At 67.4% G+C, this 14,409-nt stretch carries 15 protein-coding genes and 1 pseudogene; 12 read left to right on the forward strand and 4 right to left on the reverse strand.

Annotated features, from left to right (window positions below):
- The first annotated feature begins 47 nt into the window (after nt 1–47).
- From AC5QAH_RS08410 to AC5QAH_RS08450, 9 genes and pseudogenes are all read left to right on the forward strand, one after another.
- Nucleotides 48–1,124, forward strand: coding sequence for an NAD(P)H-dependent flavin oxidoreductase (locus tag AC5QAH_RS08410; RefSeq protein WP_313310821.1), 1,077 nt, complete (start codon nt 48–50; stop codon nt 1,122–1,124).
- Nucleotides 1,121–1,903 carry an aminotransferase class IV family protein gene (locus AC5QAH_RS08415; protein ID WP_099560450.1) on the forward strand — a complete coding sequence of 261 codons (783 nt, stop codon included), beginning with the start codon at nt 1,121–1,123 and terminating at the stop codon, nt 1,901–1,903. Before AC5QAH_RS08410 ends, AC5QAH_RS08415 begins: the two co-directional genes overlap by 4 nt.
- A gap of 130 nt (nt 1,904–2,033) precedes the next feature.
- A complete protein-coding gene (gene rpsP / locus AC5QAH_RS08420; RefSeq protein WP_005415733.1) occupies nt 2,034–2,294 on the forward strand; it encodes a 30S ribosomal protein S16 in 261 nt (86 codons plus the stop codon).
- Nucleotides 2,295–2,338: 44 nt separating this feature from the next.
- Nucleotides 2,339–2,851, forward strand: coding sequence for a ribosome maturation factor RimM (gene rimM, locus AC5QAH_RS08425; protein ID WP_010483256.1), 513 nt, complete (start codon nt 2,339–2,341; stop codon nt 2,849–2,851).
- 8 nt (nt 2,852–2,859) lie between these two features.
- Complete coding sequence (gene trmD, locus AC5QAH_RS08430) at nt 2,860–3,618, forward strand: tRNA (guanosine(37)-N1)-methyltransferase TrmD (protein WP_010483254.1); 759 nt, start codon at nt 2,860–2,862, stop codon at nt 3,616–3,618.
- A 154-nt stretch (nt 3,619–3,772) separates the two neighbouring features.
- The gene (rplS, locus tag AC5QAH_RS08435) at nt 3,773–4,174 is read left to right on the forward strand and encodes a 50S ribosomal protein L19 (protein WP_005415736.1); all 402 of its coding nucleotides are present in this window, start codon (nt 3,773–3,775) and stop codon (nt 4,172–4,174) included.
- Between the two features lie 82 nt (nt 4,175–4,256).
- Nucleotides 4,257–4,637 carry a DUF6404 family protein gene (locus AC5QAH_RS08440; RefSeq protein WP_010483248.1) on the forward strand — a complete coding sequence of 127 codons (381 nt, stop codon included), beginning with the start codon at nt 4,257–4,259 and terminating at the stop codon, nt 4,635–4,637.
- Between the two features lie 79 nt (nt 4,638–4,716).
- On the forward strand, nt 4,717–5,151 hold the full coding sequence (locus AC5QAH_RS08445) for a DUF1801 domain-containing protein (protein WP_329763038.1): 435 nt from the start codon (nt 4,717–4,719) through the stop codon (nt 5,149–5,151).
- A gap of 38 nt (nt 5,152–5,189) precedes the next feature.
- Nucleotides 5,190–5,593: pseudogene (locus tag AC5QAH_RS08450) on the forward strand (DUF1801 domain-containing protein).
- 74 nt (nt 5,594–5,667) lie between these two features.
- Here AC5QAH_RS08450 and AC5QAH_RS08455 read toward each other — a convergent pair.
- Nucleotides 5,668–7,140, reverse strand: a complete 1,473-nt coding sequence (locus AC5QAH_RS08455; protein ID WP_495232259.1) for an MATE family efflux transporter — start codon at nt 7,138–7,140, stop codon at nt 5,668–5,670.
- Nucleotides 7,141–7,202: 62 nt separating this feature from the next.
- Here AC5QAH_RS08455 and AC5QAH_RS08460 point away from each other — a divergent pair, with 62 nt between their 5' ends.
- The 3 genes from AC5QAH_RS08460 (at nt 7,203) to AC5QAH_RS08470 (ending at nt 9,160) form a co-directional block, all read left to right on the forward strand.
- Nucleotides 7,203–7,442: a hypothetical protein gene (locus tag AC5QAH_RS08460; protein WP_019337562.1), complete on the forward strand. Its 240-nt coding sequence runs from the start codon at nt 7,203–7,205 to the stop codon at nt 7,440–7,442.
- Between the two features lie 9 nt (nt 7,443–7,451).
- Nucleotides 7,452–7,859 carry an RNA-binding S4 domain-containing protein gene (locus AC5QAH_RS08465; RefSeq protein WP_241874642.1) on the forward strand — a complete coding sequence of 136 codons (408 nt, stop codon included), beginning with the start codon at nt 7,452–7,454 and terminating at the stop codon, nt 7,857–7,859.
- Nucleotides 7,860–7,972: 113 nt separating this feature from the next.
- Nucleotides 7,973–9,160 (forward strand): cellulase family glycosylhydrolase, encoded by a 1,188-nt coding sequence (locus AC5QAH_RS08470; protein WP_197576678.1) that lies wholly within the window; start codon nt 7,973–7,975, stop codon nt 9,158–9,160.
- A 72-nt stretch (nt 9,161–9,232) separates the two neighbouring features.
- On the opposite strand, the gene AC5QAH_RS08475 is transcribed toward AC5QAH_RS08470, so the two are convergent.
- The 3 genes from AC5QAH_RS08475 to mutS form a co-directional block, all read right to left on the reverse strand.
- Complete coding sequence (locus tag AC5QAH_RS08475; protein WP_010483234.1) at nt 9,233–9,835, reverse strand: DUF937 domain-containing protein; 603 nt, start codon at nt 9,833–9,835, stop codon at nt 9,233–9,235.
- Between the two features lie 108 nt (nt 9,836–9,943).
- Nucleotides 9,944–11,587, reverse strand: a complete 1,644-nt coding sequence (locus AC5QAH_RS08480) for a catalase (protein WP_019337564.1) — start codon at nt 11,585–11,587, stop codon at nt 9,944–9,946.
- Between the two features lie 186 nt (nt 11,588–11,773).
- Nucleotides 11,774–14,329 (reverse strand): DNA mismatch repair protein MutS, encoded by a 2,556-nt coding sequence (gene mutS, locus AC5QAH_RS08485; RefSeq protein ID WP_032952456.1) that lies wholly within the window; start codon nt 14,327–14,329, stop codon nt 11,774–11,776.
- Nucleotides 14,330–14,409: the final 80 nt, after the last annotated feature.

The following is a 14,409-nucleotide window of genomic DNA, read 5'->3' on the forward strand; positions in this document are numbered from 1 at the left end:
AATGACTGGCGTATGCTGGATGGCGACTTCTCCAACAGGTATGTCGCGTGAATGCATCGCCGATTCTTGAACGCGCCGACACCTTCTGTCGGCGTTTTTCATTGCAGCTTCCGATCCTGCTGGCACCGATGGCCGGTGCCTGCCCGGTGCCGCTGTCGGCTGCGCTGGCCAATGCCGGCAGCATGGGCGCGATGGGCGCGGTGTTGTCCTCTTCGGCCGATATCGGTCGCTGGATGGACGATTTCCGCGCCGCTTCGATCGGCCCGGCGCAGGTGAACCTGTGGGTGCCGGATCCGGTGCCGACCCGTGACGTTGCCGCCGAGGCTGCCAGCCGCGCCTTCCTGGCGCAGTGGGGCCCGGACGTGCCGGCCAGCGCCGCCGATGCCACGCCCGCCGACTTCGAAGAACAGTTCGCCGCACTGCTGGCCGCACGCCCGGCGGTGGCCTCGACCATCATGGGTGTGTTGCTGCCGCGCCACGTGCAGCAGTTGAAGGATGCCGGCATTGCCTGGATCGCCTGCGCGACCACGTTGTCTGAAGCACGCGCTGCCCAGGATGCCGGCGCCGATGCCGTGGTGGCGCAGGGCGTGGAAGCGGGTGGGCATCGTGGTTCATTCGATCCGGCGATGGCCGAGCGCCAGCTGGTCGGCCTGTTCGCGCTGCTGCCGCGGCTGGCCGATCACCTGCACATTCCGGTGATTGCCGCCGGCGGCATCGCCGATGGCCGTGGTATCGCCGCCGCACTCACCTTGGGCGCCAGCGCCGTGCAGATCGGCACCGCGTTCCTGCGCACGCCGGAAGCGGCGATCGCCTCGGCGTGGGCCGATGGGCTGGCCGCCAGCGAACCGGAAGACACCTGGCCGACCCGTGCCTTCAGCGGTCGTCTGGGCCGTGGTCTGGCGACACCCTACGTGCGCGCCGCCGCCGCAGAAGGCGCCCCGGCGCCGCGTCCGTACCCGGTGCAGCGCGGCCTGACCGCGCCGATGCGCAAGCAGGCCGTGCAGGAAAACCGCCTGGCCGCGATGCAGGCCTGGGCCGGGCAGTCCGCGTGGATGGCGCCGGCACAGCCGGCCGCAGACGTGCTGCGCGGCATGTGGAGCCAGGCGCAGGCACTGCTGCGATGACGCTGACCTGCAACGGCCAGCCGGCGCAGGTGGAGGATCTGCTGCCGGCGCTCGTCAACTACGGCCACTTCACCTCGCTGCAGGTGCGCGACCACGCGGTGCAGGGACTGGACCTGCATCTGGCGCGGCTGTCGCATGCCACGCGCGAGCTGTTCGGTAGCGAGCTGGATATGGCGCAGGTGCGGGCTTGGATGGTGCAGGCACTGCGGCAAGCGGGGCAGGGCGATGCCTCGTTGCGGGTGACGGTGTATTCGCGCCACTTCGATTTCCGCAATCCGCTGGCGGCGGTGCCCGTGGACGTGCTGGTGGCGGCGTCCGCGCCGGTGACGCTGACCGCCTCCAAGCGTGTGCGCAGCGTGGCCTGGCAGCGTGAACTGCCGCAGATCAAACATGTGGGCACCTTCGGCCTGTTCGCCGAGCGCCGCGCGGCGATGGCGGAAGGATTCGACGATGTGCTGTTCGTGACCGCCGATGGCCACGTGAGTGAAGGCAGCACCTGGAACCTGGCCGTGCACGATGGTGAACGGCTGCTCTGGCCGCAGGCGCCGGCCCTGTGCGGGACCGCCGAGGCGCTGCTGAAGCAGCATTGGCCGGGGGCGCAGGCCACGCAGCCATTGCGGCTGGCGGATATGGCCGGCGTGAAAGCCGCTTTTGCCTGCAACGCCAGCGGTCTGTGGGCGCTGGAGGCCATCGACGGGCATGTCCTGCCCGGCTCGCAGGCACTGGCTGAACAGGGCAGAGCGGTGCTTGCGGCGGTGGCTTGGGACGGTTTGGGGTGAAAAGCCCGCCGGGCATGGCCCAGCACTACCGTGAAGGCTGGTCACCCATGGGGTTGGCTCGGCCGGGCTCTGCCGCTATAATCGCCCGCTTACCTCGCCATCCTGGCGACTGGGCAATAGGAAAAACACCATGGTCAAGATTCGACTGACCCGCGGCGGCGCCAAGAAGCGTCCGTTCTACCACATCATCGTCACCGACGTGCGCAGCGCGCGCGACGGCCGCAACATCGAGCGCGTTGGCTTCTACAACCCGGTCGCCCAGGGCGCCGAGAAGCGCATCGAGCTGGACCTGGCCCGCGTTGACCATTGGGTCAAGAACGGCGCCCAGCCGACCGACAAGGTCCGCAACCTGATCAAGGAAGCGACCAAGTCCCAGGCCGCTGCGGCCTGATCCTGACGGGCCACGCTTCGGCGTGGCCCTCTTGGTTGAAGCAGATGAAAGATATCGAGCGCCGCATCCTGCTGGGCAGGGTTGTCGGCGCTTTTGGTGTGCGCGGCGAGATCAAGCTCGAGTCCTGGACCGAGCCACGTTCCGCCATTTTCCGTTACCAGCCGTGGATCGTGCGCAGCCCGTCCGGCGTGGAAACCACGATTGAAGGTGTACGCGGCCGCGACAGCGGCAAGCACCTGGTCGCCCGTTTCCCCGGCGTCGAGGACCGCGATACCGTCGAAGCGATGCACGGCACCGAGATCTACGTGGCCCGCAGTGCATTGCCGCCGCCGAAGCCGGACGAGTACTACTGGGTGGACCTGGAAGGCCTGGATGTGAAGACCACCGAGGGCGTTGCCCTGGGCCAGGTCTCGCATCTGTTCAGCACCGGCGCCAACGACGTGGTGGTGGTCCGGGGTGACCGCGAGCGGATGATTCCGTTCGTGCAGCCGGACTTCGTCAAATCGGTCGACTTCGAGGCCAACCTGGTCGTGGTCGACTGGGATCCCGAGTTCTGAGTGTGAGCATGCGTTTCGACGTCATCACCCTGTTTCCCGAGTTCCTCGCCCAGTCCGCCGGATTGGGCGTGGTCGGGCGCGCGCAGGAGAAGGGGTTGTTCAGCCTGCATGGCTGGAACCCCCGTGATTACGCCGAAGGCAACTACCGCCGGGTGGACGATCGTCCGTTCGGTGGTGGCCCGGGCATGGTGATGCTGATCGAGCCGCTGCAGGCCTGCCTGCAGGCGATCCGCGATGCTGATACGACGCCGGCACGGGTGATCTACCTCAGCCCGCAGGGCGCGCCGTTGACCCAGGCCAAGGTGCGGGAACTAGCGGCCCTGCCGCGCATGGTCCTGCTCTGCGGCCGCTACGAGGGCATCGACGAGCGTTTCCTGGAAGCCAATGTCGACGAGGAGATTTCCCTCGGCGACTACGTGCTGTCCGGTGGCGAGCTGGGCGCGGCGGTGATCATCGACGCCGTGGCCCGGCTGCAGGACGGGGCCCTGAACGACGCTGAATCGGCGGCCCAGGACAGCTTCGAAGGTGACCTGGGCCTGCTCGACTGCCCGCATTACAGCCAGCCGGCCCAGCACCCGCTGGGTGACGTGCCGGAGGTGCTGCGCTCGGGCAACCACGCGGCCATCGCGGCCTGGCGCCGCCAGCAGTCGCTGGTCCGTACCGCCCAGCGACGCCCGGACCTGCTGGATGAACAGGCGCTGGGCAAGGCCGACCGCAAACTGCTGGACCAGGCCCGCCAAGCCCCGAAACACAAGGCCAGCCCCTAGCGCAGGGCTGGCTTTATCGGCTATCATGGCCAATTCCCGTCGACCCCGGTCGGCGCGCGCAGTACCCAAAACAAACGTGCAGCACAGTCCGGTGACTGCATGAGCCTACGTTGTCGATACGACACGCCCACCCGAACAAGAATCGGTGTAACCCATGAGCAAGCTGAACAAGTCCATCGTCGCGGAATTCGAATCCGCCCAGATCACCCGTGAACTGCCGAAGTTCAGCCAGGGCGACACCGTTGTCGTCAACGTGAAGGTGAAGGAAGGCAGCCGCGAGCGCGTGCAGGCCTACGAAGGCGTCGTCATCGCCACCAAGAACGCCGGCCTGAACTCCTCGTTCACCGTCCGCAAGATCTCGCACGGCTACGGCGTCGAGCGCGTGTTCCAGACCCACAGCGCCATCATCGACTCGGTCGAAGTGAAGCGTCGTGGTAAGGTCCGCGCCGGCAAGCTGTACTACCTGCGTGGCCTGGAAGGCAAGGCTGCCCGCATCAAGGAAGACCTGGCTGCCGCTGCTGCCGCCAAGGCTGCCCGTCTGGCCGACAAGGCCTGATAAACAACTTCGGTTGTTGCCGCGACGGCCACCTTCGGGTGGCCGTTTGCGTTTCCGGCATCGCATCGGCCACGATCGGGTGATGAATGACATCAACCGGCACTATCCGCCCGTGATCCAGTCGGCGTTGCGCTTCCTCGACGGCAAGGGGCTGGCACGCGTGCAATCGGCGCCGTTGCTGCATCGCCTGCTGTGGCGCGTGGGCATCGCACTGCCACCGCCGATCCTGGCCGGCTTCGGCACCAACGCGCTGGTGCAGGGCCTGTTGTTCGGGCTGTTCTGGACCGCGCTGATGTGGCTGATGCTGTGGCAGGGCAGCGAGCGCCCGCTGGCGCTGTTGCTGGTGGCCGGGCTGTTGGCCGGTGCGCTGTTCGGCGTTGTGATGGCGGCCCTGATGCGCTCGCTGCGCCGCCACCGCAAGCTGCCGGACTGGCGGCAGTTCCGCGCGCGGCAGGCGGACTGAGCCGATGGCGCACTGCGCCGTGACCGCCAGGTAAGGGCCGCGCTAGGCTGCGGCTTCATCCCGATGGCCGTACCGTGCGATGCCTGCCAAGCGAACCGCACCTTTCGCCGCGCCCACGCTGCTGTCCGGCGGCAACCCGCAGATCGCCAAGGGCGAGGGCGATGCCCCGGTGCAGGCGTACATCGCCGCCATGCCGGACTGGAAGCGGCCGATCGGCGCACAGCTGGATGCGCTGATCGAGCAGGCTGTACCCGGCGTGCGCAAGGCGGTGAAGTGGAACTCGCCGATGTATGCGGTGGCCGCGGGCGAAGGCTGGTTTCTCAGCTTCCATTGCTTCACCCGCTACATCAAGGTGGCGTTCTTCCGCGGCGCTGCACTGACGCCCGTGCCGCCGGAGCCGTCCAAGAGTGCCGATACGCGGTACCTGCACATCCCGCAGGATGGCGCGCTGGATGAAGCGCAGTTCCTCGACTGGGTGCGCCAGGCCGCCGCGCTGCCCGGTGAGCGCATGTAACCCCGACGTTCTGGTTTCCTCCCCGACGAGAGCTGCTGATGGCCACGCATGCACCGAACCCTGCCGATGCCGGAACCCCGGCAACTGAACTGATCGATGCGCGCATCGCCGAGCTGGGCGACTGGCGTGGCGAAGTGCTGGCACGCGTGCGTGCGTTGATCCATGAAGCGCTGCCGGACGTGCAGGAAACCTGGAAGTGGCGCGGTACACCGGGGAGCACAACGGCATCCTGTGCACCGGCGAGACCTACAAGCAGGCGGTGAAGCTGACCTTCGCCAACGGGGCGGCGCTGGCCGATCCGAAAGGCCTGTTCAACGCCAGCCTGGAGGGCAACACGCGGCGCGCGATCGACATCCATGAAGGTGCGATGCCGAATGCCGCCGCGTTGAAGGCGTTGCTGCGCGCGGCGGCGGCGTTCAACGCGGCGAAGAAGAAACGCTGACCGCCTCCTGTAGCGCCGAGCCCATGCCCGGCTTGGAGGGCCGCGCCTGTGCGGACCAACGGTCCGCACCCACCTCAGCGCGGCGGAGTGGCATCCAGCGCGGCATCCGGGTCGGCCACCGGTGACGGTGGGCAGGCCGGAATTTCCGACGGCGTGGCCAGTTCTTCGGCGTGCGAAGGCTTGCCCATCATCTTCGCCTTGCGCCAGCCACCCCAGCGGTAATACGCCAGCGACAGCAGCATCGACACCAGCGAACTGACCGGGAAGCTCCACCAGATCGCATCGGCGCCCCAGTACGGCTGCAGCAGCTCGGCGAACGGCACGCGCACGCCCCACAGCGAACCGGCCAGGATCAGCAGCGGCGGAATCACCGCGCCGGTGGAGCGCACCACGCCGGAGATCACGAAGCTGACACCGAAGAACAGGAACGAGCCGATCACCACGTGGTTGAGGTGGCGGGCGATGTCCAGCGCCTGGCTGGCCGGCGGCAGGAACAGGGCCAGCAGCTGGCGATCGAACACCACCAGCGGCAGGATCAGCGCGCCGGTCAGCAGGAAATTGAACAGCACGCCCTGGCGCGCGGTGCCGCGTACGCGGTCCCAGCGCTGTGCACCGACGTTCTGCGCGGCCATCGACGAGCACGCGGCGCCGATCGCCATCGCCGGCATCTGCAGGTAGTTCCATAGCTGCAGCGCGGTGCCGTAGCCCGCGCCGGTGTCGGTACCGTACTTGTTGACCATGGTCATCAGCAGGATCACCGACAGCGAGATCAGCACCATCTGCAGGCCCATCGGTACGCCCTTGACCACCAGCGCCTTGAGGATGGCCAGGTCGAGCTTGAACAGGCGCATGTCGGCACGGCCCAGCCACAGCGTGTGGCGCTTGTGCCGCATGTACAGCAGCAGGCCGGCCAGCGACAGCGTCTGCGCGACCAGCGTGGCCCAGGCCGAGCCGGCAATGCCCAGCGCCGGGAACGGGCCCATGCCGAAGATCAGTACCGGGTTCAGCACGATGTCCAGCGCCACCGAGACCATCAGGAAGCGGAACGGCGTGCGCGAGTCACCGGCACCGCGCAGCGCGGCGGTGAGGAAGGCGAACGCATACAGCGTCGGCATCGCCAGGAAGATGATCTGCAGGTAGGCCTCGGCCAGCGGCAGCGAGGCGGCCGGCGTGCCCATCGCCGCCAGCAGCGGATGGGCCATGAACCAGCCGGCGATGGCGATGATTACCGACAGGCCGATGAAGAAGGTGGCGCTGGTGCCGACCACGCGCCGCGCCTGCGCGATGTCGCGCGCGCCGATCGCCTGGCCGATCAGGATGGTCGAGGCCATGCCGAAGCCGAACACCGAGCCGATCAGGAAGAACATGATGTTGTTGGCGTTCGCGGTGGCGGTCAGTGCCGCCTCGCCGAGGAAGCGCCCGACCCAGACCGCATTCACCGAACCGTTCAGCGACTGCGCGATGTTGCCTGCCAGGATCGGCAGGGAAAACAGCAGGAGATTGCGGCCGATCGGGCCGGAGGTCAGGTCAAGCGGCGCTTTGGCCATGGAGTGGTGATCAAATCCCGGGAGGCGCACACTAGCACCAAGCCGGTTTGCAGGATGTGGCAATGCATCAACGACTGCAGATGAAGCGGAGCGCGGCGCTGGCCTTGATCGGCGCCGCACTGGCCGCATGTTCGACAGGTGACCGGCTGGGCGATACCCAGGTGCGGCCAACCGACCGCCCCGAGTGCCTGGTCGGCAGCCAGCGCCAGGATCTTTCCGCCGGCGTACCTACCCTGATCGGGGGCAGCGGCTGCCGCACCGATCCCGACAACCCGCGTCCCCTGAACAAGCGAACGGAGTAGTCCCTGCCGATGACCGAGCTTTCCCCGCTGTCGCCCAGTGTCCGCCTGGACATCTGGTTGTGGGCGGCCCGCTTCTTCAAGACCCGCAACCTGGCCAAGCAGGCCATCGAAACCGGCAAGGTCAGCGTCGCGGGCCAGCGTCCGAAATCCTCGCGCGCGGTGCGTGTGGGTGAGCAGCTGCAGGTGGATCGCGGCGAGGAGCATTTCGAGATCCGGGTGCTCGGCCTGAGCGACCAGCGCGGGCCCGCACCGGCGGCGCAGCAGCTGTATGCCGAGAGCGAGGCCTCCAAGGCCCGTCGTGCCGAACAGCGTGCGCTGCGCATCGCCGCACGCGATGGGTTCCAACCGCCAGAGCACAAACCGGACAAGCGCGCGCGGCGGTTGATCCGCGCGTTGGGCGATATCGACGCGCTCTGACCGAACGGCGATTCCGGTGCATGGTTCCTATCGCGGCGCGAAAGGAGGCGTGAGTCACGGTGCATTCGGAAAGGGCGGGGCAGGCTGGAAGTCCACCTTCTGGAAGCCTGCCCATGCATCGCATGCTGTTGTGCCTGTCCCTGCTTGCCGCCGCGCCATTGCACGCGGCCGACATCACGTTCTGGGACACTCCGCAGCGCGGGGGCAACAGCATGAACATGTCGCCTCCGGACCGGAGCTACTTCGAGGCCCTGCGCGCGACCGGTGCGACCTGGGTACGGCTGGTACCGGACAAGTGGAAGGGGCAGGGCGGGCGTGACTTCCTGATTGGCAACGCCGACGACTACCGTAGCCTGGTTCCGGCCGACCTGGCCACGCTGCGGCGGGTGCTGGATGATGCCGACGCGGCTGGGCTGAAAGTGGTGCTGACTCCTTTGTCGTTGCCGTTGCTGCGCTGGAAGCAGCACAACGGCGACAAGGTCGATCCGCGCCTGTGGCAGTCCTTCGACAATCACGCGCCGGCCCGGCGCTTCTGGAGCGACCTCGCCACGGCATTGAAGGGCCATCCCGCACTGGCCGCCTACAACCTGATCAACGAGCCGGTTCCCGAGTATGGTGCTGGCCTGGCCGAGCATGCCTCGGCCGCGGCCATGCAGCAGTGGTACGCCGGTGTGGAAGACGGTCCACGCGATCTGCGCCGCTTCTATTCGGACCTGATCGCCAGCATCCGTGCGGTCGATGCGGACATGCCGTTGATGCTGGATGCCGGCTGGTACGCCGCTGCCGACGGTTTCAACTACTGGCCGGCGCCGCTGGCAGATTCGAAACTGCTGTACAGCGTGCACATGTATGAGCCGTATGCCGCAACCAGCGCGCCTAACCAGAAGCGCACCACGCCGTATCGCTACCCAGGCGTGGTGCCGTTTGGCGAACACAGCGAACGCTGGGATGCCGCGCGGGTCCGCAGTTACCTGCAGCAGCCGATGGACTGGGCGAAGACGCACGGCGTGAGGGCCAACCGCATGGTGGTCGGCGAGTTCGGCTGCATGCGGCGCTGGCCCGACTGCGGCCGCTACCTGCAGGACGTGCTGCAGGTGCTGGAGCAGGACAAGGTGCACTGGGCCTTCTACGCGTTCCGCGAGGATGGCTGGGATGGCATGGACTACGAGCTGGGCGACAGTCCGCTGCCGTGGTCGTACTGGCAGGCGCAGGAGAAGGGGAAGACCGTGGCGCCGCCGCGTTCGATGAAGGCACCGCTGTTTGCGCCGATCCTGGAGCGGTTGAAGGCGGGCAACCGGTAAGACGCCGGGCATTGCCCGGCGCGTCCCATGGAGATGCCGATCACGCCGGGCCACGCCCGGCGGCGGCATCGTTCAGCGCTTGCCACCCAGCAGGCTGCCGCCGATCTTGAGCAGATCGCCCACGCCGAGCTGGCCGTCACCGTCCTGGTCCAGCAGGCTGCCGAGCAGGCCACCGGCAAGACCGCCCTGTTGCTGCACCTGCTGCTTTTCTTGGCCCAGGGCCTGGCTGAGCGAGCCGGCATCGGCCTGGCCGCCACCGAGGCGCTGGGCAAGGAAGGCCATCACGATCGGCGCGAGGATCTGCAGCAGCTGGCTGGTGCGGCCGCTGTCGAGCTGGGTGGCCTGGGCCAGGCCGGTTTCCACCTTCTGCTGGCTGCCGCCGAAGATGTGGCCGAGGATGCCGGCGCCATCGCTGGCGGCACCGCCGCCGCCGCCACCCAGCACCGAGCCGAGCACGCTGCCCAGGTCCAGGCCACTGTGGTTGTTCTGCAAGGCGCCGAGCAGTGCCTGCGCGCCCTGCGGCTGCGAGGCGTTGTTGCCCAGCGCGCCCATCAGCACCGGCAGCGCGGCACTGATCGCGCCGGAAGCCTGGGTATCGCTGATGCCGAGCTGCTGCGACACCTGCTGCAGCGGGGCGCCCTGCAACTTGGCGAGAAGTTCATCGGTCAGGCTCATCTGCGGGATCCTTGATTGGGGTTGGGCGTGCAGAAGGTACGACGCGGACCGTTAAAACGGCGACGCCGCCTCGCAGGGAGGCGGCGTGCCGTTCACGGGGGAGGGCGATCAGAGCTCGATGTCTTCGGCGCCCGGGGTGGCGGTGGGGAAGTCCGCTTCCGGCTGGGCCGGCTTGAACGGATCCGACGGCTGGCTGGCCAGCGCCTTCAGCGCCGCGGCCACACCAGCACCGTAGGCCGGGTCGGCCTTGCTGCAGTTGTCGATGTGGCGCTGCTTGATGAAGTCCGGCGCATCGCCCAGGGCACGGGCGGTGTTGGCGAACAGGCGGTCCTTCTGTGCCTGGTTGTAGCTACGGAACAGCGCACCGGGCTGGCTGAAGTAGTCGGCGTCGTCCTCACGGAAGTTCCAGAAGTCGGCGTCGCCGCGGATCTTCATCGGCGGCTCGCGGTACTCCGGCTGCTCCTGCCACTGGCCGTAGCTGTTCGGCTCGTAGTGCGGCAGGCCGCCGTAGTTGCCGTCCACGCGCATCGCACCGTCGCGGTGGTTGCTGTGCACCGGGCAGCGCGCTGCGTTCACCGGAATCTGGTGGTGGTTCACGCCCAGGCGGTAGCGCTGCGCATCGGAGTAGGCGAACAGGCGCGCCTGCAGCATCTTGTCCGGCGAGGGGCCGATGCCCGGCACCAGGTTGCTCGGTGCGAACGCGGACTGCTCCACGTCCTGGTACCAGTTGACCGGGTTGCGGTTCAGTTCGAACTGGCCCACTTCGATCAGCGGGTAGTCGCTCTTCGGCCATACCTTGGTCAGGTCGAACGGATGCACGCGATAGGTTTCCGCCTCCAGCTCCGGCATGACCTGGATGAACAGCTTCCACTTCGGGAAGTCACCCTTCTCGATCGCGGCGAACAGGTCGCGGCCGTGGCTTTCGCGGTCATGGCCGACCAGGATCTGTGCCTGCGCATCGGTCAGCGATTCGATGCCCTGCTGGCTGACGAAGTGGAACTTGACCCAGAAGCGCTCGCTGTCGGCGTTGGTGAAGCTGTAGGTGTGCGAGCCGAAGCCGTGCATGTGGCGGAAGCTGCGCGGGATGCCGCGGTCGCTCATCACCACGGTCACCTGCAGCAGGGCTTCGGGCAGCAGCGTCCAGAAATCCCAGTTGTTGCGCGCGCTGCGCAGGTTGGTGTGCGGGTCGCGCTTGACCGCCTTGTTGAGGTCGGCGAACTTGCGCGGGTCGCGCAGGAAGAACACCGGCGTGTTGTTGCCGACCAGGTCCCAGTTGCCTTCTTCGGTGTAGAACTTCAGCGCGAAGCCGCGGATGTCACGCTCGGCGTCGGCGGCGCCACGTTCGCCGGCCACCGTGGTGAAGCGGGCGAACATCTCGGTCTGCTTGCCGACCTTCTCGAACAGCTTGGCGCGGGTGTACTTGCTGATGTCGTGGGTGACGGTGAAGGTACCGAACGCGCCCGAGCCCTTGGCGTGCATGCGGCGCTCGGGAATGATCTCGCGGTTGAGGTTGGCCAGCTTTTCCAGCAGCCAGACGTCTTCCATCAGCAGCGGGCCACGCGGGCCGGCGGTCTTGCTGTTCTGGTTGTCCACCACCGGCGCGCCGAAGGCCGTGGTCATCGGGGTCACCGGATCATCGCCCTGCTTCTGTTTCGGCGTGGTGCTCAGCTCGCGCTGCTGCTGGGCGCCTTCCGCAGGCGACGGCGCGGTGTGATACGGGCATTTGGGGCTGTTGTTATCGGACTGGCTCATGGCTGGCTCCTGCGGGTGAAGACGGGGTGGAACATCTTCACTCGACTTTAGCTAGCGCCAGATGAAATGAATAATCGAATGATTCGTTCAGGTTGATAGATTCTGTCAATTGAAACTCAGAATCAGATTTGCGAAATCTTTCGATGGGCCTCCTGCGAGGCAGGAGGCCAAGCGCTTGCGCTGCGGCTACAGCAGCGCTTTCAAGCGATACAACGCTTCCAGCGCCTGCTTCGGCGTCAGTTCGTCCGGATCGATGGCGGCCAGTGCTTCCTGTGCCTTGTTCGATGGCGCCGCGAACAGGCCGAACTGCTGCGGTGCATCCAATGCCTGTGGTGCCAGCTCGGCGGCATGGCTTTCACCACCGCGCTGTTCCAGCTCGGCCAGGCGACGGCGCGCCTGCGCTACGGTGGCGCGCGGCAGGCCGGCCAGGGCCGCCACCTGCAGGCCGAAGCTGCGGTTGGCCGGGCCGTCCTTCACCGCGTGCATGAACACCAGCGCCTCACCATGCTCGACCGCGTCCAGGTGCACATTGGCAATACCGCTGCGGCCGCCTTCGTGCTGCTCATCGGCCAGCGCGGTCAGCTCGAAGTAGTGGGTGGCGAACAGCGTGTAGCAGCGGTTCTGGTAGGCCAGGTGGCGGGCCACCGCGTCGGCCAGCGCCAGGCCATCGTAGGTGGACGTGCCGCGGCCGATCTCATCCATCAGCACCAGCGAATGCGCGGTGGCGTGGTGCAGGATGTAGCTGGTCTCGGCCATTTCGACCATGAAGGTGGACTGCCCGCGGGCCAGGTCATCGCCGGCGCCGATGCGGGTCAGGATGCGGTCGATCGGGCCGATCAATGCGCGGCTGGCCGGCACGAAGCTGCCGATGTGGGCCAGCAGCACGATCAGCGCGTTCTGCCGCATGTAGGTCGATTTACCGCCCATGTTCGGGCCGGTGATGACCAGCATCCGGCGGTCCGGATGCAGGTCCAGATCATTGGGTTCGAACGGCTGCTCGCGTACCGCCTCGACCACCGGGTGGCGGCCGCGTTCGATCTTCAGGCACGGCTCGGCCTGCAGTTCCGGCCGGGCCCAGTCCAGCGCCTGCGCGCGTTCGGCGAAGGCGGCCAGCACGTCCAGTTCGCTGAGTGCGGCGGCGCACTGCTTCAGCGGCTCCAGCTGCCCCCCGAGGGTATCCAGCAGCTGCTCGTACAGGTACTTCTCGCGCGACAGCGAACGGTCGCGCGCGGACAGCACCTTGTCCTCGAACGCCTTCAGTTCTTCGGTGATGTAGCGCTCGGCATTGGTCAGCGTCTGGCGGCGGGTGTAGTGCACCGGCGCGCGGTCGGACTGGCCCTTGCTGATTTCGATGTAGTAGCCATGCACACGGTTGTAGCCCACCTTCAGGGTGGCAATGCCGCTGCTTTCGCGCTCGCGCTGTTCCAGGTCGACCAGGAACTGGTCGGCGTGGGTGGACAGGCGGCGCAGTTCGTCCAGCTCTTCATCGAAGCCATCGGCCAGCACGCCGCCGTCGCTCAACTTCAGCGGCGGCATCTCGGCGATGGCGCTGGCCAGCAGCTGCGCGCACTCGTCGTGCTCGCCCAGCGCCGCATGCAGGGCCTGCAGGCGTGGTGAGTCCAGCGGGGCCAGCACGTCGCGCACCGCCGGCAGCAGGCCCAGGCCGTCGCGCAGGGTGGAGAAATCGCGCGGGCGCGCCGAGCGCAGCGCCACGCGGGTGAGGATGCGTTCCAGGTCGCCAAGGCGGCGGAACTGCTCGCGGATGTCAGCGTCGCTGCCGCGATCGATCAGGGTTTCCACCGCATGGTGGCGCTGTACCAGCACCTCGCGCAGGCGCAGCGGACGATGCAGCCAGCGCCGCAGCAGGCGGCCGCCCATCGGCGTCACCGTGCTGTCGAGCACGCCCAGCAGCGTATTGCGGGTGTCGCCATCAACACGCGTATCCAGTTCCAGATGGCGGCGGGTGGCGGCGTTCATCGCGATCGCCTCGCCGGCAGTCTCCATCGCGATGGAGGTCAGGTGCGGCAGGCGCTGCTTCTGGGTTTCCTCGACATAGCCGAGCAGGGCGCCGGCGGCAGCGGTCGCGCGCGGCTTGTCATCGATGCCGAAGCCGCTCAGGTCATGCAGTTTGAAGAAGTTCAGCAGCTGGCGGCGGCCACTGTCGGCATCGAACAGCCACGGCGCGCGGCGACGCACGCCGGTGCGCTGGCGCAGGAACTCCGGCCAGTTTTCTTCGTCGGGCACCAGCAGCTCGGCCGGCTCCAGCCGTGCCAGCTCGGCTTCCAGGGCGTCGTCGGTTTCCACTTCGTTGACCAGGAAGCGGCCGCCAGCCAGGTCGGCCCACGCCAGGCCGTAGCCCTGCTTGCTGCGCGACAGGGCCATCAGCAGGGTGTCGCGGCGTTCATCCAGCAGCGCCTCGTCGGTGACCGTGCCGGGGGTGACGATGCGCACTACCTTGCGCTCGACCAGGCCCTTGGCCAGCGCCGGGTCGCCGATCTGTTCGCAGATCGCCACCGACTCGCCCAGTGCCACCAACCGCGCCAGGTAGCCTTCATAGGCATGTACCGGCACGCCGGCCATCGGGATCGGTGCGCCCCCGGAGCTGCCGCGCTGGGTCAGGGTGATGTCGAGCAGGCGCGCCGCCTTGCGGGCGTCGTCATAGAACAGTTCGTAGAAGTCACCCATGCGGAAGAACAGCAGCAGGTCCGGGTAATCGGACTTGGCCGCGAAGAACTGCTTCATCAGCGGGGTGTGGTCCTTGGACGCCTTGGCGTTGCTGGTGTTGTCTTTTGTATCAGTCACTTGGGGCGTTTCGCGTCTTG

The sequence above is a fragment of the Stenotrophomonas sp. YJH_SMC_43 genome (genome assembly GCF_059372535.1).

Bases quoted from the DNA above. Each gene is read 5' to 3' on its own strand.
- AC5QAH_RS08415 (WP_099560450.1), top strand. From the start codon at position 1,121: ATGACGCTGACCTGCAACGGCCAGCCGGCGCAGGTGGAGGATCTGCTG.
- rpsP (WP_005415733.1), top strand. From the start codon at position 2,034: ATGGTCAAGATTCGACTGACCCGCGGCGGCGCCAAGAAGCGTCCGTTC.
- rimM (WP_010483256.1), top strand. From the start codon at position 2,339: ATGAAAGATATCGAGCGCCGCATCCTGCTGGGCAGGGTTGTCGGCGCT.
- trmD (WP_010483254.1), top strand. From the start codon at position 2,860: ATGCGTTTCGACGTCATCACCCTGTTTCCCGAGTTCCTCGCCCAGTCC.
- rplS (WP_005415736.1), top strand. From the start codon at position 3,773: ATGAGCAAGCTGAACAAGTCCATCGTCGCGGAATTCGAATCCGCCCAG.
- AC5QAH_RS08440 (WP_010483248.1), top strand. From the start codon at position 4,257: ATGAATGACATCAACCGGCACTATCCGCCCGTGATCCAGTCGGCGTTG.
- AC5QAH_RS08445 (WP_329763038.1), top strand. From the start codon at position 4,717: ATGCCTGCCAAGCGAACCGCACCTTTCGCCGCGCCCACGCTGCTGTCC.
- AC5QAH_RS08455 (WP_495232259.1), bottom strand. From the start codon at position 7,140: ATGGCCAAAGCGCCGCTTGACCTGACCTCCGGCCCGATCGGCCGCAAT.
- AC5QAH_RS08460 (WP_019337562.1), top strand. From the start codon at position 7,203: ATGCATCAACGACTGCAGATGAAGCGGAGCGCGGCGCTGGCCTTGATC.
- AC5QAH_RS08465 (WP_241874642.1), top strand. From the start codon at position 7,452: ATGACCGAGCTTTCCCCGCTGTCGCCCAGTGTCCGCCTGGACATCTGG.
- AC5QAH_RS08470 (WP_197576678.1), top strand. From the start codon at position 7,973: ATGCATCGCATGCTGTTGTGCCTGTCCCTGCTTGCCGCCGCGCCATTG.
- AC5QAH_RS08475 (WP_010483234.1), bottom strand. From the start codon at position 9,835: ATGAGCCTGACCGATGAACTTCTCGCCAAGTTGCAGGGCGCCCCGCTG.
- AC5QAH_RS08480 (WP_019337564.1), bottom strand. From the start codon at position 11,587: ATGAGCCAGTCCGATAACAACAGCCCCAAATGCCCGTATCACACCGCG.
- mutS (WP_032952456.1), bottom strand. From the start codon at position 14,329: ATGAAGCAGTTCTTCGCGGCCAAGTCCGATTACCCGGACCTGCTGCTG.